This is a genomic window from Gimesia sp., assembly GCF_048262075.1.
Taxonomy (GTDB): domain Bacteria; phylum Planctomycetota; class Planctomycetia; order Planctomycetales; family Planctomycetaceae; genus Gimesia.
In genome coordinates this window covers 367525-389953 of sequence record NZ_JBLXFK010000001.1, presented here as the reverse complement: position 1 = coordinate 389953, position 22429 = coordinate 367525, and the positions used below count along the sequence as shown (strand labels likewise).

Sequence of the window (22429 nt, the reverse complement as noted above, 5' to 3'; positions counted from 1 at the left end):
AACTCAACGGATTGTGACAAAATCATTATGACTTAATAACGCGTGCACCAGGCTTTCGCGTGCACGCGCCGCGGGGGAGTGTGCTGGTTGCGCGTAATCTCGTTTTGAATCAGTTAACGCTGCTTTTGTTTTTTCAGGTGAATACAGCGATTGCTGGCGCGACAGGAATGCTGTTGCTGCTGACTGTTCACTCTCATTGGCTGGGCGGGATAAGATCAGTTTAAAGGCGTTGTTGATGAATGTGCCCTGTTTTTGGTCTAGTGACTGAATAGAAACTGATTGAGCCCAGAGTTGCTCGGCGATCATTCGAGCCTTTTGCACGGCAAGTGTGCTGTTGGTTAATGCCAGTGCCTGTTGTGGCATGACGGTGGTTGTCCGTTGATAACAGTCTGTTGCACTGGCACCGTCAAACAGTTCCAGGAATTCCATTTTGGCCTCGCCATGATGCGAATAATACAGACTGCGGCGGTTGGTGATCAGCCCCTGATCCTGTTCCAGTTCCTGTCCATACATGGTCGGATCAAGATCGCCGGCTAGATAAAAGATACTGTCCCGCACGACTTCAGCTTCCATTCGGTTCGTGGGGTATTTCCAGAGTAGAAGATTATCGCGGTCTTGTGTGAGGTTGTGATGATCTGAAGGCACCCCTTTCGAACTGCGCTGATATGTCTCACTGGTAAGAATCACTCGATGCAGGTGTTTGATACTCCAGTTATGATCCATGAATTCTGCCGCCAGCCAGTTGTGTAACTCCGGATGAGTCGGCTCCGCTCCACTGCGGCCAAAATTATTAACTGATTTGACCAGTGGCTTTCCAAAGTGCCGCATCCAAATGTGATTCACGGCAACCCGCGCGGTTAACGGATTGTCTTGACTGGTAATCCACCGGGCAAGGGCGGTCCTTTTGCCCGTGCTCTGTTCAGGGAATATCCGACTGAGTGCCGTGTATTTGGTTGAAGTTGCTTCGACGGGTTTTTGGGCGGCAGTCAGTTGCGCTCGGTTCTGAGTGACCTCTGTTTGCGCGGCGGATATTTTACTGGTTCGTTTCTGGTCTGAGTCCGGCAGCATTTTAGCCTGCAGTAAAGTGAGTTCGGATGATTTCAGATTTGATTGCGCCCGGTTCAATTTCGCCTGCCATTCTGCCTGACAGGCAGCCTGTTCCAGCGATTCTACATGATCGGATTTCTGTATGTAGCGCGCCGTCGCTGCGCGGACCCGTGCGGAATACTCTGTTCTTTCAGTTTCTGCTGCGTGTAGTTTGAGCTGCAAATCAGTCTGAATTAATTTTGTAAGATCACGTTGCCGTTGGCTGGCTTTGACCTGTTGTTGCCATTGATGATCCGCTTCGGTCAGTGGAGTTTTAAGGATGACCTTGGAAGTGGCAGCACCTGTACTGAATCGTGTGAGCTGCCAGTTGGCGATTCCAGGAAGATCTTCGCCTGACTGATACTCCGGGAATTCGAAATCACAGTGAAGCAGTTCCTGTCCACTCTGATTCTCAAAAACAATCTGATCAAATTCCGCAATGCTTCCCTGGTGTGCATCGAGGAAGAGTCCCCGATTTGCCTGGATCGCCGGATTCCAGCCATTCAAAGCGATCGGAGATTTGTTGAGAATGGTATCCTTCTTATCAGCTCCATAGATCGATAATTCGGCAATGTCCTGATCCGGTTTGAGGTGGAGAGTCATATTAAATTCAAGATTACTGGGATCATTTTTATAGGAACCGACCGTAGTAGGGTTCGTGGTGCCCGGAACATAAGCAATGATTTTACCTGCTTCAAAAGCAATATAGAGATTGGTTCTCCCGCCAATTAAATCATTGGACAACTGAAAATTCACGTGGGCATCTTTTAAAATCCGGAGTTGAAACCGAACCCGGATTTCTGAATCAAAGGTCTTCCAGTCTGTGATCTCGTATGAGAGTGTCCGACGTCCCTGTTCGGCATTGAGTTGCAAGGCCTGTTGGTTACTCCGGGGAGAAACGATGCGAGTGGGTTCATTTTCTGTGGTTGCCCTATTTGCTGGTCTGGCCGCCAGCACATTCGCCAGCGCAGATTCGTGCTGCTTCAATTCCTGTTCCAGCTCTGTTTTCTGCTGTTCCCAGTTTTTGAGAGCACCCTGATAAGCCGACTCCCGTTTCTGTGTTTCTTCCTGAATGACAAACGGTTTCAAGCCGGGATACCAGGCAGTGGGAGGCAGCGGAACCGGCTTGAAGTCAAGCTTGTCGCCTCCCAGAAAGGCGATGGCAGACGCTTCTACTGGCGGTTTGTCTTTGACTACGTTCTGTTCCAGACCACCGGTATAGAACTTTGCTTTCGCATCCAGGTGCCTGTCATAGATGCGGACCATGCCCGTACGAACGGGACCATTGCGGACACTCAGCTTGTAATCAGGAAAGATTCCTGGATCGACTTCACCCGGGACGCGATCATGGCGGAGATCAATGGGTTCAAAGAAGGAGCGGAAGGCAAAGTATTCATTTTGCGTGATCGGATCATACTTGTGATCGTGACACTCGCAGCAGTTCATTGTCAGCCCCAGAAATGCCTTGCCTGTATGTTCGACGTTATCTTTCAGCCAGGTGTGATAATTCCAGCGATAGAAATTGCGTACAATAAAACCGGTGGCCACCAGATTCTCACGATCATTGGGTGCAATTTCATCAGCCGCCAGCATTTCAAGAATCATGCGATCATAGCCTTTGTCCTCGTTAATCGACCGGATAATCCAGTCGCGCCAGCGCCAGGTCAGAGAGTAACTGTTGGTCATATCTTTGGCACCGCGCCGCCCGTACCAGTCACTGTAACGCCAGACATCCATCCAGTGGCGTCCCCAGCGTTCTCCATATTGTGGTCGAGCGAGCAGATCCTCAATCACCCTGTTCCAGGAATCTGGTCGAATGTCACTGAGATAGGCATCCAGCTCTGTGGGAGTGGGGGGAAGTCCAATCAGGTCGAGATAGACTCTCCGCAACAGGGGCGCTTTATCTGCTTGCGGCTGCGGGATCACTTTTGCCTGATTTAGTCGCGAAACAATAAAGGCATCAATCGGGTTTGTCGATTTCGATTTGACTTGAGGCACATCAGGGCGGATCACCGGTTGAAATGCCCAGTGCTCTTTAGGATCGGCTTCAGGTTGATCTCCGGTGGGATACTTTGCACCCTGGGTAATCCAGTTTTTAATCAGTTGGACTTCGTCCTGTTTGAGTCGTCGTCCCTGTCCGTCAGGGGGCATCTGAATGTCCGCATCCGGCGTCAAAACCTGATACAGCAGGCTTTCCTGTGGCTTTCCAGAGACGATCGCCGGGCCGATTTCTCCCCCTTTGAGAATGAACTTGCCGGCATCCAGTCTTAATGCGGATTCCTGTTTCAAACTGCCATGGCACGCAAAGCAGTGTGACTTGAGAAGTGGTTTGATTTGTGTGAGGTAATCGATTTCAGCGGGAGATGGTTCTGCAGAAAGCGGGCTCTGGTAGATTGTCAGCAGTATCAGAGTGACGATTGTTGCTGCGTATTGCATACTCCGACTCCCACTTTTGTATCAATTGATTACATATCACGAGTCACTGATGTTTAGGATAAATTCTCTTTCCTGTTGTCACAAGGTGCTTTATGCTAGATTGTTAAATATGCTAAGAAAATAATTTATTCAATCTCATTCTATATCTTGCAGCAAATTATTGTCATGATAAGTTTAGTGTCACTGCATTGTCTGGATGTACTGTTTCAAAGAAAGTCTGTTATGAAGTCATTTTCTTTCAGGGCTCACCTGCTTCTGTTTCTATTTCTGTTGAGTATGACTGGGCCTGTCTCCTTATCAAATCATGCCTACTCCGGAGAAAAGCAGGGGATCTCTGCTAAGCGTGAGATTCTCTGGGTGCAACAGGCAGGGGGAAAGAAGCATGACAAAATTCGTGGCATCGCCGTCGATCAGGAGGGAAACTGTTATGTGACGGGTGAGTTTACAGAGACCGCGCAATTTGCGGATCAAAGTGTAACCAGCCGGGGGAATATGGATTTTGTTCTCGCCAAATATGATCCTGCGGGCAAGTTGCTCTGGATTCAGACTGCGGGAGGCAAAGACATTGATCGGGGTTATGGAGTTGCCGTTGATCGAGCGGGGAACTCTTACGTCACAGGACACTTTCAGAGTCCGACCTTTCAGATTGGTGGCAAGACTCTCAAGAACCAGGGCGACTACGATTATTTCATCGCCAAGTACGATCCACAGGGAAAACTTCTCTGGGCCGAGAGTGCCGGAGGAACGGGCTATGATTACGGACATGGAATTGCGGTGACCCCGGAAGGTGACTGCTATGTGGCGGGGTCCTTTGCCGGAGATGTCACATTCGGCACATCGCAATCACCGAACAAAAAAGGTCGTTCCATGTTTGTGGCCCGCTATGATGCGGATGGCATGCTGATCTGGAGTCAACAGGCTGGAAATGGTCGCAGTCAGAGCGGACATCAGATTGCCGTTGATGCCAGTGGGAACTGTTATGTATGTGGGTATATTACAGGATTGCTTGAACTGGATGGGCAACAGATGGGGACCGACACCACAGTGCAGGATATCTTCCTCGCTAAACTGTCACCGGCAGGAAAACTGATCTGGTCAGCGAATTCAGGCGGTCAGGCAAACGGTTTGAGCACGGGAATTGCAGTTGATCAGCAGGGAAATTGTTATCTGACAGGGATGTTTAAAAATAAAGCGACCTTTGGCAAAACGTCTCTGACCAGTAAGGGGGGGCATGATATTTTTGTCGCGCGGATCAATGCAGATGGTTCTCCTGCGTGGGCCTATACCGGGGGGGGAGAAAAAACTGATTATGGACTGGGCATTGCCGCAGATCAGGCAGGTAACTGTTATGTCACCGGTGAATTTTCCGACGACGTTCATTTCCTGGGAAAACATCATACGAAGCTGGGAGGCCGTGATCTATTTATCGCTCGTTTTGCTCCGGACGGAAAGCCTGACTGGCTGGAAATACTGGGCGGTGATAAAAGCGATTTGAGTTATGCCATCGCCGTTGATAAAAAGCAGAACTGTTTTGTATCCGGGGCTTTCTCTCCAACGACTCAATATCAGGGACACGAGTTGAAAAGCCAGGGGAGTAACGACATTTTTCTGATTAAATTGAGCCAGTAACATGATATTTCGAGTTTTAAGCGTAATCATGACTCTATCCTCATTTTGTGCAGTGAGCATTGCACAAACGGTGATTCAAGCACCTGAGGTAAAACCAGCCCAGCAGGCGGGACATCCCCTGGCAACGACCCGTCGTTCGGCAATTAATGTTCTACCATTTCATCGAAAACTGGATGCCACCAAACTCAAGAAATGGCTGGAGATCAGTTCCCGCTGTACGATGTCGGAATTCGAATTGTTTCTCTCTCCGTTGACTGCGGAAGAACAAAAACTATTGAAAGCGATTGAAAACAAACCTGCTCCAATCGTAAATCGACTGCATCTGGAAAATCTGCGCGATGTCCTAAAACAAAAGGCGCTGGTCTCCTTACGGGTGGAAGATGAAATTAAAAAAGATGACTTATCACATACGACTCCTGCGGTAGAAAATCTGTTGTATGGTGCATTTGATGCCGTCTTTGCCAGTGTCGGACCGCCGAATGGCTCTCCCCGTTATGGCGATGTGGTGATTCATCTGAAAGACTCTGTACGGGAAAACGGGTGGGCTACTCCTTTCAGCGGCATGCATTTCATGTATGCGATTCAGCATAAAGATGCACGAAAAATGCAGGACATGCTGGCAGCCGGAAAGTCACTGCCAGAATCACCCTATAATCCACTCCATCTGGGATTTAATGACCGGCTGCATTTTTCTCACTATGTGGTCACGGAAAGGTACTGGAATCAGATGCTGGCCTTTCAGGCGATACTCGTTTATCGAAATCTGGACGATTCACCGGCCAGCGAAAAAGTCAGGCAGCGGTTTACTGCATTATTGACAGAAGAAGATCCTCAAAAATTCTGGAATCTCTATATCCCCCCTCGAATCGAAAACGGAACTGCCGAACAGGATGCGGAGAATATTCCCTTTGGCTATCTGGAAGGAAAGTTTGACGATCGGGTTTCGATTGATTTCTTCACAGCAATTCAAGTGCCCGCCTCAAAACTGGCAGAGGTCAGGTCCTGGCCTGAAGCGCAACCATATTTGCATCTCATTCAGGCAAAACCAGCAGATATCCCGTAAACCGGTGTCTACATCAGCAGAGGAAGACCTCCATTCTGCGCAACGGGAAAGCATCCTGATGCGCTTCGCCCTGAATCAATCATGGGATCAGGAAAATGACCGCATGATTAATTCCGCACCGACTTGTCTTTCAGCAACCCCTGCTTAATTTTCATGCAGATTAACCTTTCGCATGCGCATTCGTAGCGGGAAGCCTGGAATCTGGCAGGAAGCAGTGATGCATCTGTTTGAGCCGTTTCGCCTTGAGACAAAGGTTTTTTGGGGACTCAATATTATTCTGTTCAGGCAACCCCAAAAAAATCTCTGCATTGGTGCATGATTTGCGATTGAGGGGTATGGAGGAGGTTGTATTCAAAACTTGAGTTCTCAACGCAGTCATTTCTTTATTTATTTCGACTCAGGCAGGGACGATTAGAAATGCCACTTTCTCTTCACTGTATTTTCATGATTATTTTTTACTATTAATTGGAGTATGGTCTTTATGCGTTATCGAGAAAGACAAAGACGAGGTTTTACACTCATTGAGCTGTTGGTCGTGATTGCGATTATCGCGATCTTAATTGCGCTGTTATTACCAGCCGTTCAACAGGCGCGAGAGGCTGCCCGTCGCAGTAGCTGTAAGAATAATCTGAAGCAGATTGGTCTCGCTTTACATAATTATCATGATTCTCATCGCGTATTTCCTCCGGCGGCAATTGCACCAGGAAGCTGTTATTGCGAACGCGTGTTGGATATGCCATCCGGATCATCTCCGCTATTGATGAACCACTCGTTTTATCAACTGCTGTTACCCTACCTGGACCTGGCAAATCTTTATAATCAATATGATTTCACGCAGTCGACGTCAAATCATGTCGCACGCTCTGATGGAAGTTATTGTGGTTCCGTCGGCCCCACATTTGCCGGCTCGGGACAACTGACCGTTGCCAAAAATAACTTTCCGGTCTTCCTGTGTCCCTCTGATCCCAATCCCACGAAATATGGTGACTACCAGAAATCGAGTTATGGACATGTAGGGTATACAACTGAGTATAGCCTGCTGACAAGTTACGGCAGGAATACCAGTTCGCTGAAAGGGACACTGGGTTTCAATGGCTCTGCTAAAATCTCTGATATCAAGGATGGCACGAGTAATACGATGATGATTATGGAAGCCTCGATGTTGCTGACAAGTGCTTCATATGGTCCCTTCTGGAATTCCTACCGGCATACAAATGTGTTGCTACCATATTCTTATGGAATCAATAAAAATCATCCGGGTTATGACAAGCCTTATGCCTGGGGAGCCGGGAGCCATCACGAAGGCGGCTGCCAAATGTTAATGGCCGATGGTGGAGTTCGTTTCCTGAGTGAAAATGTGGATCGCATCGCTGTCGTGCAGGCCTTGGTCTCCATCAAAGGTGGGGAAATCTTACCGGAGTTTTAAGCTCTACTACTGTTTCACATTTTTATTTCTTTCCGTCGAACGCACCACGTCAAAGCGTTGGTGCGTTCCTCATTTGATTTCAGCGCCGAAAGTTCATTCCATGCTCTCGATACCAATTCAGTTCCCTGTTGTTTGTCGATTTCTTTGCCTGCTGATGTTGCCGTTCATTCTGGCGGGGTGTTCCGGAAAAAGTAACGACTTACCCGATCTGGCAGAGGTCACAGGACAGGTTACCCTGGATGGAAACCCTTTGCCGGGCGCGATCATTGATTTTTATCCCCAGGGAGCCGTGGAAAAGAAACAATCACGTGCTTCATCTGCTGCCACAGATTCCGAGGGGAAATACTCGCTGATGTACAACAATGATACGGCAGGCGCGATACTCGGTGATCACATGGTTCGCATCAGCAAGACAGAAGGAGGCGCGGAAGTGGCCGGTCCCGAGATGCTGCCCAAAAAGTACAACGAGAACACAACGCTCACAGCAACCGTGACGAAAGACGGCCCGAATACGATTGATTTCGAGTTGAAGAGTAAGTAAACAACGAGAGTGAGTTGCCCCGAAAACAGAGTCGGGTTCATTTCTGAATGGCGGGTAAAAGTTGTGGCGTTAAAAACCGACTCTTATTCAGCCCTGACTACTCACAACGATTCCCAGGACGATCAGAATGAGCCCGACACTCTTGGCGAGTGTAACTGGTTCTTTGAAAAAAAATGCGCTGAGAAACATGACCAGCACAAATGCCAGGCTCATAAACGGATAAGCATAGCTGAGAGGGAATTTGGTCATTGCCGCCATCCAGAATAATGAGGCTATGAATGCCGCAAAAAAACCACTCAGGATGTAATGATCCAGCAACAAACGTAATAGGAACCAGATACGGTCTGTCATTTCAACTGGCAGGTCTCCATATCTTCCTATCCTCCATTTAAGGATAAGTTGTCCGTAGACTGTGAAGAGAATTGTGCCGAATATCAGAAAGTAGTTCATAGATTCTTTTCAAGTTATCAAAGAATGGTTTTACTTCATATCAACGTGAATCAGGTCAGGTAGCTTTTCTGTCTGGCAGAGCATTTCATCCATGCTATTAAAACGCAGGAATACGATTCCCTGTTTCTGAATCAGATGATTATCGATTCGCTCTCCTGCTTTCCACCATAACATCTGGTCGATGATGTTTTCGCTTATTTCCGGATCAATGGTTACATCTTTAATATTTCCATTTTGATAAGGCATGATGCAGTGGCGTGTATAAAATCCATTGGGGTCAACCTGCACTAAATCATCACAATCCAGGCCAGCTGCAGCACGAATGATATATGCAGGATAATCAACTCCTGTAGCATGTTTCACAAATTGAATATAGAGGTCACCTGGTGCACGTCGGCAAATTTCAATAATGACCGGTTTATCGCGCTGCAAAATATACTGGATATGGAAGATACCTGTTTTGAGATTCAGCAGCGAAGCCATTTTCTCTGCAGTGGCACAGAGAATGGAAGACGTATTTTCTGGAACTTGTGCATGAGTGGAAGCTGCAGAAACCAGATAAGGATTCAGGAAATAGTGTTCATTATCATTAAAGGAAAATACAACACGTCCGTCTCGCAGAAATGTCGATAACCCGTGTCGAGTTCCTTCTATATATTCCTCTATTACAATTCTTTTTACGCGCGAAATTTCAAAAGCTGCTTCCAGTACAGATTTGGCATTCTCGATGTGATCAACTTTTGATATTCCTTTGCCACCCGTGAGGTCGACAGGTTTAACCATCACCGGGAAGACAAAATCACCGAGTTCATCCATTGCGGCACTGACAGAATCAAATCCTTTCGCACGTGGTGAAGGAATATCATTTTCAAAGGCAAATTCACGATATCGATCTTTATGATGGATCAGGAGTGATGTTTCATAGGAATCATGCCCCGGTAGCTTCAGGTGTTCTGCGACATAGGCAGCGGTGATCGCAGAAAAGTCATTGCAGGAAGCACAGATGGCATCGATCTTCAGCGTTTCAGCCAACTGCAGCATGGCATCTTTATTCGAAAAGTCCTGCAAGAAGAATTCGTCCGAATAGCGATGTCCTAAATCGTCTGCACGATTTCCACTGGTAATAACGTGAAATCCCAGGTTTTGTGCTGCCAGGATCAGCGGAATATCAGCATAGCCTCCCCCTGCAATAAGCAGTTTCTTTTTAACTGACATTGGCAGTCTCACTGGGGATAAAAAACATGACCGTTTCAGTAACGCCTTCCGTATAGTGTCTTAAATAAACTTTATAATCAGAACGGAAGGATAAGATCAATTCGGGGATCTTCCAAAAGTCGTCTGGACGGTGATAAACACAGATTGCCAGCTTGGGATGATGCTTGATAATACTTTCTTTTGCTCCTTCAATTGCACTCAATTCTTCGCCTTCAATGTCCATCTTTAAAAAAGTAAACGGAGTATGAATCAGATCATCCAAGCGTTCAACTATGATGAGAATATCGCCTGCATTACTCACTTTCGATGAAGAACCCTCTACTGAAAAGCGTAATGTCTGTGACTGGTTTGATAATCCAGAATCGTGGAAAGTAATATTGGGGAGCCCTGCGAGATTCTGTTTTACATTGATCATGTTTTCCGGTTCAGGTTCAAAAACATGAATCCCGGCATAATCCGCACAACGTTTTATGAATTCCAGACTTGTCTTTCCATCAAAACAGCCAACGTCAAGAAAAGTTTCTTGTTCAGGTTGTAATTGCAGAAAGTCTTCAAAATATTGTCGATATTGAATATCGGCAAAGTCCTCCATGTAGGAGAGATCACTTGATAAGCGAAAATTGATCAGATTTGAAAATTCGGTTCTTGATTGTTGATCGGCTAACAGACTGTAAATCCAATCAAACTTATCTCGATTGAGTTTGAATTCATTCAAGAATTCATCCCAGAAGAGAACCGGTTCCAGCGTAAGCCCTGAGTACTTTCGAAAGGCGAAATAATCGATCTGTTGAAGGTTATGCTCGATTAGTTTATTTTTTACAGTAATAGGGCGACCAAGTACATTTGCTGAAATAATTAATGCGTTTTCTGGTACGTCGTGTACTTTTAAAATGGGTTTATCAAGAAAATATTCTTCACTAGTAAAATCATCTACAAACCCGTCAACATCTATTTCGTTAGCTATACTTCTAGCCCAGAAATTACGGCCAAGAATATATCTTGGCTGATTTCCTTGTAGGAAATTTGCACAAAAATCAGATTTATTAAAATCGTTTTTATATGTGTCCAGTTTTAACTTAAATTGACTTAAATTCATCTCTGCCCTGTGCGGTTTATAGTAGTCCAAGTTAAGTTTTTAGACGAGTAGGTCATGGCATCAAACATAATGAGTCCCTCGAGGGCATGATGAGATTCAAAAACATATTCGCATGCTTTCTGACTGCCTGTTGACTTAAAAATATCCAGGCTGTCAGCGATATCACAATATAGATTACCAAAAGCCTCCAGAAAGCCTGCCGGATGTCCCGACTTGAAGCGGTTGTATCTGGGGAGATGCGCCACTCCCACATCAACACTGGCCCGATCCAGAATCATTTTATGCCCCCGGTTATCATGACAGATCAGAAATTCGGGTTCCATCTGATGCCATTCCGCAGAACCCGTTTCACCAAATACCCGGATGCGTAGACCATTTCGATAGCCGAGTGCGGATTTACTGAACCAGATATTGCAAGTTAAATCATTAGAATACCGGGCGATGCATAATGAGTTGTCAATGACCTGACTGAAGCGTCCCTGACTGCTTTGGAGAGCGACCAGTTCTAATGGTTTTTCACCCGAAATGAAATCGACAATGTTATGGACATGGCCACCCAGATCAAGTGAGAGTGTTGGTAGTTCTGCATCATGCAGGCGCCACTGCTGTGGAACCATCGGATTTCCGTCCCGGTTCAGACGCGAATAACCTTCCTGAGGCATTTCGATATGAATTTGCTGAATCAAACCAAACTGATTATTTTCAATCTGATATTTCAGCTCACGGAGCATGGGGTAACCCGTATAGTTATAAGTTACCGCTAAAAAACCATTGTGTGTTTTCTGTACTCCCTGAATGGTCAATGCATCAGCAGTAATACTGGTCAATGATTTTTCACAAATGACCGCATAACCTTTCTTGAGTGCTTGCGTGACCGGTTCAACATGGTCTGGAGTGGGAGTTAATACCACGATGGCATCCAGACTGCCAGTTTCCTGGTCCAGCAGATCGGTGAAAGAAGAGTATTTCCTTTCAGGCGATATTCCCCAGCGTTCAGCAGTCTGACGGTTAATATCCGGATTTCGACTGAAACAGCCTGCCTCAACTTTAAAGTGACCATCCATCTGGGAAGCGATAAAATGCGTCGTACCAACCGCAGAATTAAGACCACCTCCAATAAATCCCAGTTTGAAAATATCAGTCATTGTCTGGGCTCATTTCAAAAGTAGTTGAATCAATGATATAGAGTGGGCGTCTTTTTACTTCGTCAAAGATTTTTCCGACGTAGATTCCAACCATGCCGATAACAGAAATTGTAAGTCCGGTGGTTAAATAGATTGAAGCGATTAAACTTGTCCATCCAATCACGGAGATTCCCCACATGATATACCTGAAAACAAGCCAGATCACGACCGTAAATGAGAGGCCTGCAATCAAAAAACCAAGGTTAACGAAGATGACTAATAATTTGTTGGAGTGAGCAATAATGCTGCTGAAGGCAAGACTGAGCATACGTTTGAAATTGTAGCTGGACTTACCGTAAGGCCTTTTGGCATGTTCAACAGGGATTTCAATTCTGTGGAAGCCCACCCAGATAGCAAACAGGCCAAATGAACGGTTCTGTTCTTTGAGGCTGACGATACTCTGAATCACTTTTTGAGAATAGATACCAAAGTTTCCAATGCGATGATCTACTTTTGAGTTGGTGAAATAGGCCAGAACACGATAGAAAAATCTTGAGCTCAGTTTTTTGAAATATGTGTCTTGTCTCTGCTGGCGTAAACCAACAACAACGTCATAACCTTCATTTGCTTTGTTATATAATTTATGAAGTTCTTCGGGCTGGTCCTGCAGATCACAATCCATGACCACAACCCAGTCACCTTTAGCGAAGTCAAGACCAGCGCAAATCGCATGATGCTGACCAAAGTTCCTTGAAAGATTGATCCCTTTGATGTGAGAGTCTTTTGCAGCCAGATTTCGAATGATTTCCCATGCATTATCTGGACTGGCATCGTTAACCATAATAATTTCAAATGAGTCTGTAATCTCAGATAACGAGTTAAACAGTCTCTGATGGAGTTCATCCAGAATGTCACTGGCTCCATAGACTGGGGTGACAATGCTGATATGGGGAGCTTGTTTTAATGCTGAATTGCACATTGCATCAATCTTGTGTAATGATTCCAAAAGTATTATTGCCTTTGCAGAATCGATACTGGGTCCTGTGGGTTTTGCCAGGTAAGAATTTAATCAGAAAAATTTAGTTATTGTGAAATATCTTTTGCAGAAAGAACTTCTGTTTGCAGCTCAGTAGTTCTTTTTGAGAGATACTGCTGAATTTCATCGACCACACGCTGTTGCTCTTCGGTGTTGATTTCATAGAAAAATGGGAGGCGTAAGAGGCAGTCTGCCGCCTGTTCTGTGACTGGTAGATCACCGTGTTTGTAATCCCAGGTACTTCCCATGGGTGAGCTGTGCAGGGGGACAAAGTGAAATACTGAGTGAATCTGTTGTTGCTTCAGGTGGTTCAACAGGCCGTCTCGCAGAGTTTTGTTCGGGAGCAGAATGTAGAACATGTGATGATTGCTGAGGCAGTCTTCAGGTACATAGGGGAGACGGAGTTGCTGATTATTTGCCAAAGGTAAGAGGCTTTGATAATAAAAATCAAAGATCTCTTTGCGACGCTGGTTGATTTCGTCAAACATTTCCAGTTGCGCATACAGAAACGCACAGTTGATCTCGCTGAGCACGAATGAGGAACCGATGTCGCACCAGGTATATTTATCGACCTGACCCTGAAAGAAGGCCTGTCGATTGGTTCCTTTGTCCCTGATGATGTGTGCCCGGTCTATCAGTTCTTCAGAATTCAGGCAGAGCGCCCCGCCTTCGCCACAAATGAAGTTTTTCGTTTCGTGAAAGCTGAAGCAACCTAACTGTCCCAGCGAACCCAGATATTTCTGGTTATATTGGGCATTGACTCCCTGGGCGGCGTCTTCGATGACTTTGAGATCATATTTATCAGCGAGTGTTAAGATCAGATCCATTTCACAACTGACGCCAGCGTAATGAACAGGAACGATGGCTTTCGTTTTTTGGGTAATGGCCTGTTCCACCAGCCGCGCATCCAGATTCAATGTGTCAGGTCTGATATCAACAAACACGGGTTTGGCACCGACTCTGACGAACGCATTTGCTGTCGAGACAAACGTGTAGGATGGCATAATGACTTCATCACCCGGCTGAATATCCAGCAACATAGCTGACAGTTCCAGGGCCGCGGTACAAGAAGGGGTAAGCAGTATTTTCTTGATCCCGAAACGCTCTTCCATGATATTCGTGCACCGTCGTGCAAACTCCCCATCGCCTGAGATATTGCCGAGGGTGACTGCCTGGGCAATATAATGCAGTTCTTTCCCTGCAATAAATGGCCTATTGAATGGGATTAACGAGTTCATACAAAGTGTATCCGTTTGTTAACATCTGTAATAATGGCGTTACGAACGTGGCGTTTCGTTTTCTCCAGGGATATGAAAACTCTCTGGAACCAGTTTTAAATAGCAAGAATGATGCCAGATACAGAATCGGCGGGGTTGAACAAGCGACTATTTTGCTGTTACCGATGAGTCGTGTTTTTCACGCTGTTGGATTGTGCTTAGAAAGTAAAAATTAGGGTCACATAGATTCTTTAGAATTTCCGAGTGTTTCTGGAAAGAATCGTCTGACAGTTTCGGTTTCAGGTATTGCAGAGGATGGAAGACATTTCGGTCTAGCCGGTGTTTCAGAAGATCGAAATTAATCACCCAGAATGGTGATTTTAAATAAGCTACTATCTGATTATCATCAATATTCTTAAAGTGAGACAGTGTTTTGAAAGGGGAGTCAAAAGCGATCATGTTGACACTCATCTGGCAGCACGTACTTAAAAGGATTACACAATACAGGGCTGATTTCTGCAGGCGAGTTAATAACGAAGAGGCTGGTTCGAACAGTTTGAGCACCGGCAGGCTTAGCAGCGGCAACACGAACAAGAGGTATCGTGGACCGTAGCACCAGTCTCCTCTCCAGTTAATGAAACAGGAGTTGGTAATGTAAAAGACTAGAAAAACTGATAGAACAAATGAAAACTCAAATGTAAAACCTTTCAGAAAGCTCCGGAAACTGAACAGGGAAAAAAACAATAAAGGGAAATATAGAAAGATGCTTTTATGACTGTCAAAAAGATAACCATATAATCCTTTAAGCGGATTACCTGATAAGAAGTGTTTTTCCGGCTCCCACTGGGCGTAGCCCGTGGTTAAAGGAGAACCAAATCGATACCAGTTCGCCCAGCAGACCAGTATGAGCAGGCATATCAGAAAAAAAGTAAAATACAATCAGATACTGTTTGAAAGTAGGAAAAAAACGAAAGCGAAAGCTTAGCTGCGGATCTGGTTGAGAAAGTATTTCCGCCCAGAGAATCCAGAGTAACGTCATGGGGACAAGCAGGATAAAAACCAGTTTTTCCAGTACCAGCAGACCACAGAAAATCAGGATCAACCAGAAATGCATACGTGAGTATTTGAGATTACCTTTCTGTTTCCAATGTTTGAATCTGATTAGACTGAAATATATTCCCAGGAAGAAGCAAAGCTGGAAAATCTCAAAAGTCTGTGCCCGGAGATAATTCCAGACAAATGTTCCAAACAGGCAGGCAAGGGCATAGACTGCAGCGACTTTTGCTGACTGATTAAAGTTCAGGGCAATAAAATATAAGTAAGCCGCAATAATCAGAGAGCAAAGTATGTTGTACAGATTCAGATAAAAGATTCTTTTCTGTAACTGTCTGGGAGTTACTGTCTGTAATTTGATGAGTTGCCCCTCCAGAAAACGCTCCACTAATAAAGGGGGTAAATAGAGGGCAGTATTCAGAATCCCATATTTGGGATACCATCGTCCTGAAAAATTGTTTTCAAAAAAATACTGCCCGCGTTCCCCAAAATCTTGAGCAACTGTTTTTGGGACATCCAGACTGCCTTCGTTAATCAACTGTCCTGTTGAGTATCGAACACTGATTGCATCTCCAGGATAGATTTTAGCAGGTTGAAATAGAATCAGCATAAATGCTACTAAAGTGAGCATTATCCAAAAAGATTTTCCCAGGCATGAAGTCATCGCATCTTCAAACTGATGTGGATTCGTGAGGTATGTGACAGGATCTGAATCGGACACATTAATGGATTTTACTGAGAAGGAACTGAGCTGAAGCAGTCAGTTTAGTTCAGAACACGTGAAATCAACTGAAACATTCTCAGTTCTCAGCTGGTTTCAGGCAAATTCTATACCGGTGTCCGGGATCGTCGTGGATCATCTGCCCGGTCACTTATAAGTTGTGATTGGCAGGGAATGATGAAGCCATAATTCTGTTCGAAGTTCTTTACAAAATGTATTTTATTCGAAACAAAACGCACAAAGATGCTATTTAAAACTCCTGACGCCAGGAATTGAATCGTCCGAAGCTGCGAATGATTTTCCTGCCGAAGGTACATATTTTGCTTTACTCTATGAAATCGCTGTGTATTGAAGCAAAAAACATGTTTAGACAGTTGAGCAATAATGTCTTCAAGAGTTTTTCATTTAGAAAGATCCAGGTTTGTGAACTGGTGTTGCAAGTCCCCGGGGGTTTGGGCACTGGGAGTTATCATTGGTCTGTTTGGGTTCTCCTTTCTGATCCTTACGCCTGTGTATGACACAAATGATGATCCATCAATGGCGCTGGTTGCCTCCGGCTATGGAAATGCGGGGGGACCCGATGAGCATTTATTGTACACGAATGTGCTCATTGGTCACGTTCTGAAGCAATTGTACGAAGCAGCTCCTCTTATTCCCTGGTATGGCTGTTATCTGCTTGTGATTCAGTTTCTGGCTCACTGGATTTTGCTTTATGCATTACTGTCGTTAAACAGAACTTTTTTTTCTGTTCTGGGTTATATTCTGTTTTATCTGACTGTTGGAGTTTATTGCCTGACACATCTTCAGTTCACAACAACTGCATTTCTGATAGGTATGGCTGGTCTTTCGATGATCCTGTCCAGCTTGATTTTAGACGCGCAGGGACCGCATCATCGCTGGCTCAAGTGGGGAGGAGCCTTGTGCCTGATCGCATCCAGCTTAATTCGGTATGCCTCTTTGCAATTACTGATCCTTGCCAGTGTTCCACTATTGGTGTGTATTCTTTTTCACTTATTTCGATCAATCAATTTTAGATGGTACCTGTTACCGGCAGCGTTAACTGTCATTAGTGTATTGGGCTGCCATTTCTATGATCGTCATTATTATCAGCAGGATGAAGATTGGAATCACTTTCTCCAACGTCATGATGTCGCTGCGAAACTAATCAACTTTGCACAGATTCCTGTTACAGATCAGACGAAGCCTCTCTTCGCTCAAGTTGGCTGGAGTTCATTTGATTACTGGATGCTCCGCAACTGGATTTATCTTGATTCAGAAACGTATAGTCTTTCGCGAATGCAGGAATTTAAAAAACAAACGGATGCTTTGAGTTTGAGAAAGATTCCTCAAGTCATGACGTACCGAGTGAATATGTTTAAGGCTGCTTTTTCTCATCCCATTTTTGTTGTTTGTTCTCTTTCAGCACTGTTTCTAGCCTGGCTGAACCCGAGGGCACTCTGGCAGCGAACCATCGTCAAGTGGATGCTCATGTGGTCTGCCCTGATCATGTTAGGGTTGATCAGCTCCATGAAATTACCCGAACGAATCGTGATTCCTTTGGGGGCGCTGTCTTTTTATTTTTCGATGTTTTTAAATCTTCCCCTTCTAATATCACAGATTGATTTAAAAGAATTTAACAAGAACCTGGTTTTTCGGTTGGGGGCTCTGATGCTCCTGCTGGCAGCATGTGTATTATGCCGGGGAGAAGTTCAACGCTCAGATCAAAATGTAAAATATAATGCACGATTAAAGCAGGATATTCAGTACTTACAGCAGAAATGGCCTGATAAAGTGTTTCTGTCAGTATATACATTTCCTATCGAACATTTTCTTCCTCTGGATAATCAGTCAGAGATTCGGAATTTAAAGTATTTATATCTGACCGGGCGACAGGGCTCTCCCCTGTTTAATGAGAAAATCAAAGGATATGGTATTAAGTCACCTTATACTGATTTATACGAAACAGACCGTCTTTATCTGCTGTTTCATCCTAAGATGATTCCTGTTTTAAAAATATATTTTAAACAGCATTATGGAGTTGATCTTGAATTTAACAGTGTTTACGAGGGGGGCTATTTTCAAGTTTATCCTGTGACACTTGCTGAAGACGTAACAAACAGGAGTGCAACAACAGCGTCCACCGGGAAGGAAGAGTAAGTATCGAGATTGTTAAATCGACTTAAATCGGGACTGCATTCCAACTCGAGGATCGTATCAGCAATGCAGAAGAGGACATGGAAATTGCTCGTACATAGTGCGATGGCCCAAGACTGGCGGACTCCTGAAGAATACTTCAGAATCTTCTTAGGAGGAATTTATGAGCAAGGAGTCCAAAGTGACTGGGAAACAGCATCGGCGATCGTTTACGGAAGAATTCAAGCGGGATGCGGTCAATCTTGTTGCCGTTGAAGGTTATTCATTCAACCGTGCTGCACAAGCCGTTGGCGTGAGTGCCAGCAGCCTGCGAGGGTGGTACGAGAAGTATGCTCCTGAACCCCAGGCGTGCGGTGAAGACGCCACGTTTCAACAGCTTCAGGAAGAGAACAGTCGGCTGCGGAAGAAGCTTCGCGAAGCCGAAATGGAAAGAGAAGTGCTAAAAAAAGCAACGGCGTTCTTTGCGAAAGAGTCGCAGTGAAGTACGCCTGGATCAAACAGCAACGCGACTTGTTTCCGGTGATTGCCATGTGTCGTATTCTCGGCGTATCGAAAAGCGGTTTTTACAAATGGCTGAAGGCCGTACCCAGTCCGCGGGCTCAGCGTAGTGAACGCATTCGAAAGACGGTGCAAGAAATTCACGAGCAATCAAACGAGATTTATGGCAGTTATAAAATCGCTGAAGTCATGCAGGCGGATGACAATTTGGAAACAGCTTGCCGCAACACGGTCGCCTCGGCGATGCGTGAAATCGGCTTGAAAAGCAGGGTCTCCAAAAATTTTAAACCTACCACGACTGTCGTCGATCCGGATAAACGTCCCGCGGCTAATCTCTTGGATCAGGACTTTTCTGCGGATGCTCCCAATCGAAAGTGGGTCACCGACATCACGTACCTGCCAACTCAAAATGGCTGGGTTTATCTTGCTGTCGTCCTGGATCTGTTCAGCCGCAAAGTTGTCGGTTGGTCCATAGCGGACAGGCTCGCTACACCTCTGGTCAAAACCGCTCTGAAAAACGCCATCGAATCCCGGCGGCCCGAGACTCATCGGTTGCTGCACCATAGCGATCGGGGCTGCCAGTACACCAGCGACCTCTATCAAACAACGTTGAGGACGCTCGGCATCACATGCTCCATGAGCCGAACCGGATGCTGTTACGATAACGCCGTGATGGAACGATTTTTCTGGTCACTCAAACACGAGTGGACCAAACATGAGAAGTATGCCGATCTCACAGAAGCACGCCTGAGCGTGTTCCGCTACATTGAGACGTTCTACAATTCAAAACGTTTACATCAAACATTAAACTATCAATGTCCCGACCAGTTCGAGAGAATATACGCTCAACAACTGGCCGCATAATTCACTTTTCGGGAGTCCGCCAGTCTTGGGCCATCGCATAGGTCCTGTTTCGCTGCATTTCCCATTCCAGTGTATCACATCTTCTGCTCTCAAAAAAACTGGTATCCCTGTGCGGTCCAGAAAATGGTTTTCCCTGTCAAGTGGTTCTCACACTCAAAGCCAATTCTAAAACGCACCGTATTCTGCAACGTGTCTTTCGTACTATTAGACTCGGATCCAGGGCCATTTGGACCGAGTCTAATAGTTTGAGAGACGCTATGGATAAATGTGATGCGCTCTAGAGGTAAACTGGGCGCAGTTCAAACGCATCCAAGCTCTTTAACGTCGACAAGGCTTAACTGGCAAAAAAATGACTGTTGAAGCAGATCAAAGGGGACATTTTCAGACTGATGGAGACCGTTTGAATTAGGCCTGTGCTGCGAAGTTTTGCTAGCTGATTGATCTCTGGAGATATGAAATTAAGTTCATTCGGATGTAATTAACACATGCCTCTCAGATTCTGGTAACCAGCTCCCTGCTGACGTTTTCATTGGAGCATATGCAAGGCTTAAATTGTCTCTCAAATCAACAATCCATCAATGAGGTGTACGAAGGTGTATTGAAAAATAGACATCCCAAAAGACGCTGTTCAGTTTATTTAACGAGGGACAGAAAAATCTTTGCGGGATTTTGCGGCTGAGGAAATAAATAGCTGAACCTGCCCTTAAAGTTGATACTGGGTATAATAAATGCTTTACATAAAGTGTCGGGCTATGCCAGAATCTATGAGATACAAAGAATGCCTCTGTGTTTCGAGAGATCACACAGAAATCTGATGTGACAATTACAGAATAAAAGCATTCATATGTAGGATGTTCAGTAATAAGTCAGGGTATCGAAAAAGAGACGAAAAGATTTCAAAACTGCTCTGTAGTCAGCAGATGTGACTAAGAAATGCCAGGCAGAACTGGTATGGGGTTCGAGGGCTGGTAATAAGGTATCGTGAATTCCAGATCGGAACAGCATCAAAGCCTGACTGGGTATTAAGAATCCAGTACCTGCAAAAGTCGAATCAAGTATTTGTAAGAAGGTCACGTAAGAAAATGGGTAGCGCTGTAGATGAAAATATGACCGCTCTCCATGCGAACCATCCTGTTGAGAAGCTCCAGTCGACTTCCCGGGAAATAGAAGTGAAATCTTCACTGACTGTCTGGTTCTTGGTTGCTGGAATAATCCTAACAGGTCTCGTCTTTAGGTATATGCTGTTGAATGCATTCTTCCTTGATTTTGACGAGTCGATGCATTTTCAGGTTGCACGGGAAGCATCATTTTATGATGCGTGGCTTGCCAGTCGAATTCATACTCACCCTCCACTGGTGTTTCTGTTCTATCATTACTGGATCGCTTTGGGCGATTCAGAAGTGATACTCAGACTGCCTTCGCTGCTGTTCAGCATACCTGCTTTGGTTCTCAGCTTTTTGTGGTTCAGGGAAATCTTGGGTGAGCGACCGGCACTGGTAGGACTTACCTTTCTCACCTTTTCGATGCCTGTGATCCACCTGGGAGCGCTGATGCGCGGTTATATGTTACTGCTCACTTTTGTTTTCGCTGCTTTGTATTTGCAGGAGCGATTTTATCAAACGCGTTCATTGCGCACACTAGCGGGAAGTTGCTGTTGCCTGATACTGGCAATGCTGACTCACTATAGCGCCGCCTGGCTGATTCTGGTGCTGGGATTGCTGGCACTCATACGTATCGTCTCAGGGACTTTCACGAAGAGGATGATCGTTGGCTGGGTGATTTCACAATTCGTATTACTCGGAGTCTGTCTTATATTTTACTTGGGTCACGTTCGCCAATTTGTGAAAAGTGAAACCCAGACGAACATGTGGGAATTCTGGTTGAATGACAGTGCTTATGACCCGACTACAACAAGTCCCGTTTACCTGGCGATAATGCGGGTTGGGGAATTTATTCAATACCTGTCAGGTCCCTTAAGAATTTTCATACTCGGCCTGATAGTGACAGGCATTCTGATGCTGTTCAAGAAAGGGAAGCAGGATAGTAATTCAATATGGATTGCCATCGAGAGGGTAATGCTGGTTCTCCTGCCCTTAATGGTGGCAATGCTACTGTTTCATTTTCACATCTATCCGGTCGGACATACACGCCATTCAATCTGGCTAACACCATTTGTTGTATTAGCGTTGGCTGCAGGTACATGGCCGTTACTTAAACGTCCCAGTTTGATCAAAAACGGTATTGCGGTAGTGCTTATCGTTTTATGGATCGATTCGTTCGCCTATCCGAATGTGTGGAAACTCAAAACCACTCAAACGCCCCAAATGGCACAGCAGATGGTTTCTGTATTAAAAAAGACAATCCCTGCTGGTGAGACGATTCTCACTGATGACAGTACCAGGAATGTCCTTGAATACTATCTGGTCGGCCGTTCTATTGTGCACGGGAAACCGCTGGGAAATGGTTATACGGAATATAAAATGGAAGGGTATCGAGTGATCACAATCCCTAAATTTCATTTTTACTTATACAACATCGAAACAGACTGGGCGACCTTTACAGAGGTCTTCGGTTCTAAATCTACAAAGCCGCTATGGCTGGTTTATCTGGGATTTGAAACAAGCGATAGTCATCCCTCCAATGTATTCAAACGATTTCCACCAGGAAAAATAATCCAACAAGCCAGCTTTCTCGATAATCAGATTTTGCAAGTTCAGTTTCAGGAACCTTGAAAAAGTCCTTTGTGAGTTGATTGGTTCAGTTCGAAGTACATGAGAGCTTTCCGGATCTCATTATCTTTCATGTTTTTGTTACAGGTTT

15 protein-coding genes and 1 pseudogene are annotated in these 22429 nt (G+C 45.2%); 8 read left to right on the top strand and 8 right to left on the bottom strand.

What is annotated here, in order from left to right:
- Positions 1-3: 3 nt before the first annotated feature.
- Positions 4-3522 carry a DUF1553 domain-containing protein gene (locus ACN0YH_RS01370; RefSeq protein WP_417377762.1) on the bottom strand — a complete coding sequence of 1173 codons (3519 nt, stop codon included), beginning with the start codon at positions 3520-3522 and terminating at the stop codon, positions 4-6.
- A gap of 222 nt (positions 3523-3744) precedes the next feature.
- Here ACN0YH_RS01370 and ACN0YH_RS01365 point away from each other — a divergent pair, with 222 nt between their 5' ends.
- The 4 genes from ACN0YH_RS01365 (at position 3745) to ACN0YH_RS01350 (ending at position 8181) form a co-directional block, all read left to right on the top strand.
- On the top strand, positions 3745-5151 hold the full coding sequence (locus ACN0YH_RS01365) for an SBBP repeat-containing protein (RefSeq protein WP_417377761.1): 1407 nt from the start codon (positions 3745-3747) through the stop codon (positions 5149-5151).
- Positions 5152-5221: 70 nt separating this feature from the next.
- Positions 5222-6214: a hypothetical protein gene (locus ACN0YH_RS01360; RefSeq protein ID WP_417377760.1), complete on the top strand. Its 993-nt coding sequence runs from the start codon at positions 5222-5224 to the stop codon at positions 6212-6214.
- 481 nt (positions 6215-6695) lie between these two features.
- The gene (locus tag ACN0YH_RS01355) at positions 6696-7640 is read left to right on the top strand and encodes a DUF1559 domain-containing protein (RefSeq protein ID WP_417377759.1); all 945 of its coding nucleotides are present in this window, start codon (positions 6696-6698) and stop codon (positions 7638-7640) included.
- A gap of 100 nt (positions 7641-7740) precedes the next feature.
- A complete protein-coding gene (locus ACN0YH_RS01350; RefSeq protein WP_417377758.1) occupies positions 7741-8181 on the top strand; it encodes a carboxypeptidase-like regulatory domain-containing protein in 441 nt (146 codons plus the stop codon).
- Between the two features lie 87 nt (positions 8182-8268).
- Here the strand turns inward: ACN0YH_RS01350 and ACN0YH_RS01345 are convergent, their stop codons facing one another.
- From ACN0YH_RS01345 to ACN0YH_RS01315, 7 genes are all read right to left on the bottom strand, one after another.
- Positions 8269-8631: an EamA family transporter gene (locus tag ACN0YH_RS01345; RefSeq protein ID WP_417377757.1), complete on the bottom strand. Its 363-nt coding sequence runs from the start codon at positions 8629-8631 to the stop codon at positions 8269-8271.
- 30 nt (positions 8632-8661) lie between these two features.
- Positions 8662-9846 carry an ATP-grasp domain-containing protein gene (locus tag ACN0YH_RS01340; RefSeq protein ID WP_417377756.1) on the bottom strand — a complete coding sequence of 395 codons (1185 nt, stop codon included), beginning with the start codon at positions 9844-9846 and terminating at the stop codon, positions 8662-8664.
- A complete protein-coding gene (locus ACN0YH_RS01335) occupies positions 9836-10942 on the bottom strand; it encodes an FkbM family methyltransferase (protein ID WP_417377755.1) in 1107 nt (368 codons plus the stop codon). The genes ACN0YH_RS01340 and ACN0YH_RS01335 overlap by 11 nt, the downstream gene beginning before the upstream one ends.
- The gene (locus tag ACN0YH_RS01330; protein ID WP_417377754.1) at positions 10939-12087 is read right to left on the bottom strand and encodes a Gfo/Idh/MocA family protein; all 1149 of its coding nucleotides are present in this window, start codon (positions 12085-12087) and stop codon (positions 10939-10941) included. The genes ACN0YH_RS01335 and ACN0YH_RS01330 overlap by 4 nt, the downstream gene beginning before the upstream one ends.
- A complete protein-coding gene (locus ACN0YH_RS01325) occupies positions 12080-13072 on the bottom strand; it encodes a glycosyltransferase family 2 protein (protein WP_417377753.1) in 993 nt (330 codons plus the stop codon). Before ACN0YH_RS01325 ends, ACN0YH_RS01330 begins: the two co-directional genes overlap by 8 nt.
- A 77-nt stretch (positions 13073-13149) precedes the next feature.
- On the bottom strand, positions 13150-14340 hold the full coding sequence (rffA, locus tag ACN0YH_RS01320; RefSeq protein WP_417377752.1) for a dTDP-4-amino-4,6-dideoxygalactose transaminase: 1191 nt from the start codon (positions 14338-14340) through the stop codon (positions 13150-13152).
- A 790-nt stretch (positions 14341-15130) separates the two neighbouring features.
- Positions 15131-16003, bottom strand: a complete 873-nt coding sequence (locus ACN0YH_RS01315) for a hypothetical protein (RefSeq protein ID WP_417377751.1) — start codon at positions 16001-16003, stop codon at positions 15131-15133.
- 924 nt (positions 16004-16927) lie between these two features.
- On the opposite strand from ACN0YH_RS01315, the gene ACN0YH_RS01310 reads away from it, so the two are divergent.
- The 4 genes and pseudogenes from ACN0YH_RS01310 to ACN0YH_RS01295 all read left to right on the top strand — a co-directional run bounded on the left by ACN0YH_RS01310 (position 16928) and on the right by ACN0YH_RS01295 (position 22341).
- Positions 16928-18250: a hypothetical protein gene (locus ACN0YH_RS01310; protein ID WP_417377750.1), complete on the top strand. Its 1323-nt coding sequence runs from the start codon at positions 16928-16930 to the stop codon at positions 18248-18250.
- Between the two features lie 160 nt (positions 18251-18410).
- Complete coding sequence (locus ACN0YH_RS01305) at positions 18411-18728, top strand: transposase (protein ID WP_417377749.1); 318 nt, start codon at positions 18411-18413, stop codon at positions 18726-18728.
- Positions 18719-19609: pseudogene (locus ACN0YH_RS01300) on the top strand (IS3 family transposase); the annotation flags it as partial. The gene ACN0YH_RS01305 and the pseudogene ACN0YH_RS01300, both read left to right, overlap by 10 nt.
- A 1238-nt stretch (positions 19610-20847) precedes the next feature.
- On the top strand, positions 20848-22341 hold the full coding sequence (locus ACN0YH_RS01295) for a glycosyltransferase family 39 protein (protein WP_417377748.1): 1494 nt from the start codon (positions 20848-20850) through the stop codon (positions 22339-22341).
- Positions 22342-22429: the final 88 nt, after the last annotated feature.

What these genes read in the sequence shown, in the direction of transcription:
- ACN0YH_RS01370 (WP_417377762.1), bottom strand. Translation starts at nt 3,522, where the DNA reads ATGCAATACGCAGCAACAATCGTCACTCTGATACTGCTGACAATCTAC.
- ACN0YH_RS01365 (WP_417377761.1), top strand. Translation starts at nt 3,745, where the DNA reads ATGAAGTCATTTTCTTTCAGGGCTCACCTGCTTCTGTTTCTATTTCTG.
- ACN0YH_RS01355 (WP_417377759.1), top strand. Translation starts at nt 6,696, where the DNA reads ATGCGTTATCGAGAAAGACAAAGACGAGGTTTTACACTCATTGAGCTG.
- ACN0YH_RS01350 (WP_417377758.1), top strand. Translation starts at nt 7,741, where the DNA reads ATGCTCTCGATACCAATTCAGTTCCCTGTTGTTTGTCGATTTCTTTGC.
- ACN0YH_RS01345 (WP_417377757.1), bottom strand. Translation starts at nt 8,631, where the DNA reads ATGAACTACTTTCTGATATTCGGCACAATTCTCTTCACAGTCTACGGA.
- ACN0YH_RS01340 (WP_417377756.1), bottom strand. Translation starts at nt 9,846, where the DNA reads ATGTCAGTTAAAAAGAAACTGCTTATTGCAGGGGGAGGCTATGCTGAT.
- ACN0YH_RS01335 (WP_417377755.1), bottom strand. Translation starts at nt 10,942, where the DNA reads ATGAATTTAAGTCAATTTAAGTTAAAACTGGACACATATAAAAACGAT.
- ACN0YH_RS01330 (WP_417377754.1), bottom strand. Translation starts at nt 12,087, where the DNA reads ATGACTGATATTTTCAAACTGGGATTTATTGGAGGTGGTCTTAATTCT.
- rffA (WP_417377752.1), bottom strand. Translation starts at nt 14,340, where the DNA reads ATGAACTCGTTAATCCCATTCAATAGGCCATTTATTGCAGGGAAAGAA.
- ACN0YH_RS01315 (WP_417377751.1), bottom strand. Translation starts at nt 16,003, where the DNA reads ATGCTCACTTTAGTAGCATTTATGCTGATTCTATTTCAACCTGCTAAA.
- ACN0YH_RS01310 (WP_417377750.1), top strand. Translation starts at nt 16,928, where the DNA reads ATGGCTGGTCTTTCGATGATCCTGTCCAGCTTGATTTTAGACGCGCAG.
- ACN0YH_RS01305 (WP_417377749.1), top strand. Translation starts at nt 18,411, where the DNA reads ATGAGCAAGGAGTCCAAAGTGACTGGGAAACAGCATCGGCGATCGTTT.
- ACN0YH_RS01295 (WP_417377748.1), top strand. Translation starts at nt 20,848, where the DNA reads ATGCTGTTGAATGCATTCTTCCTTGATTTTGACGAGTCGATGCATTTT.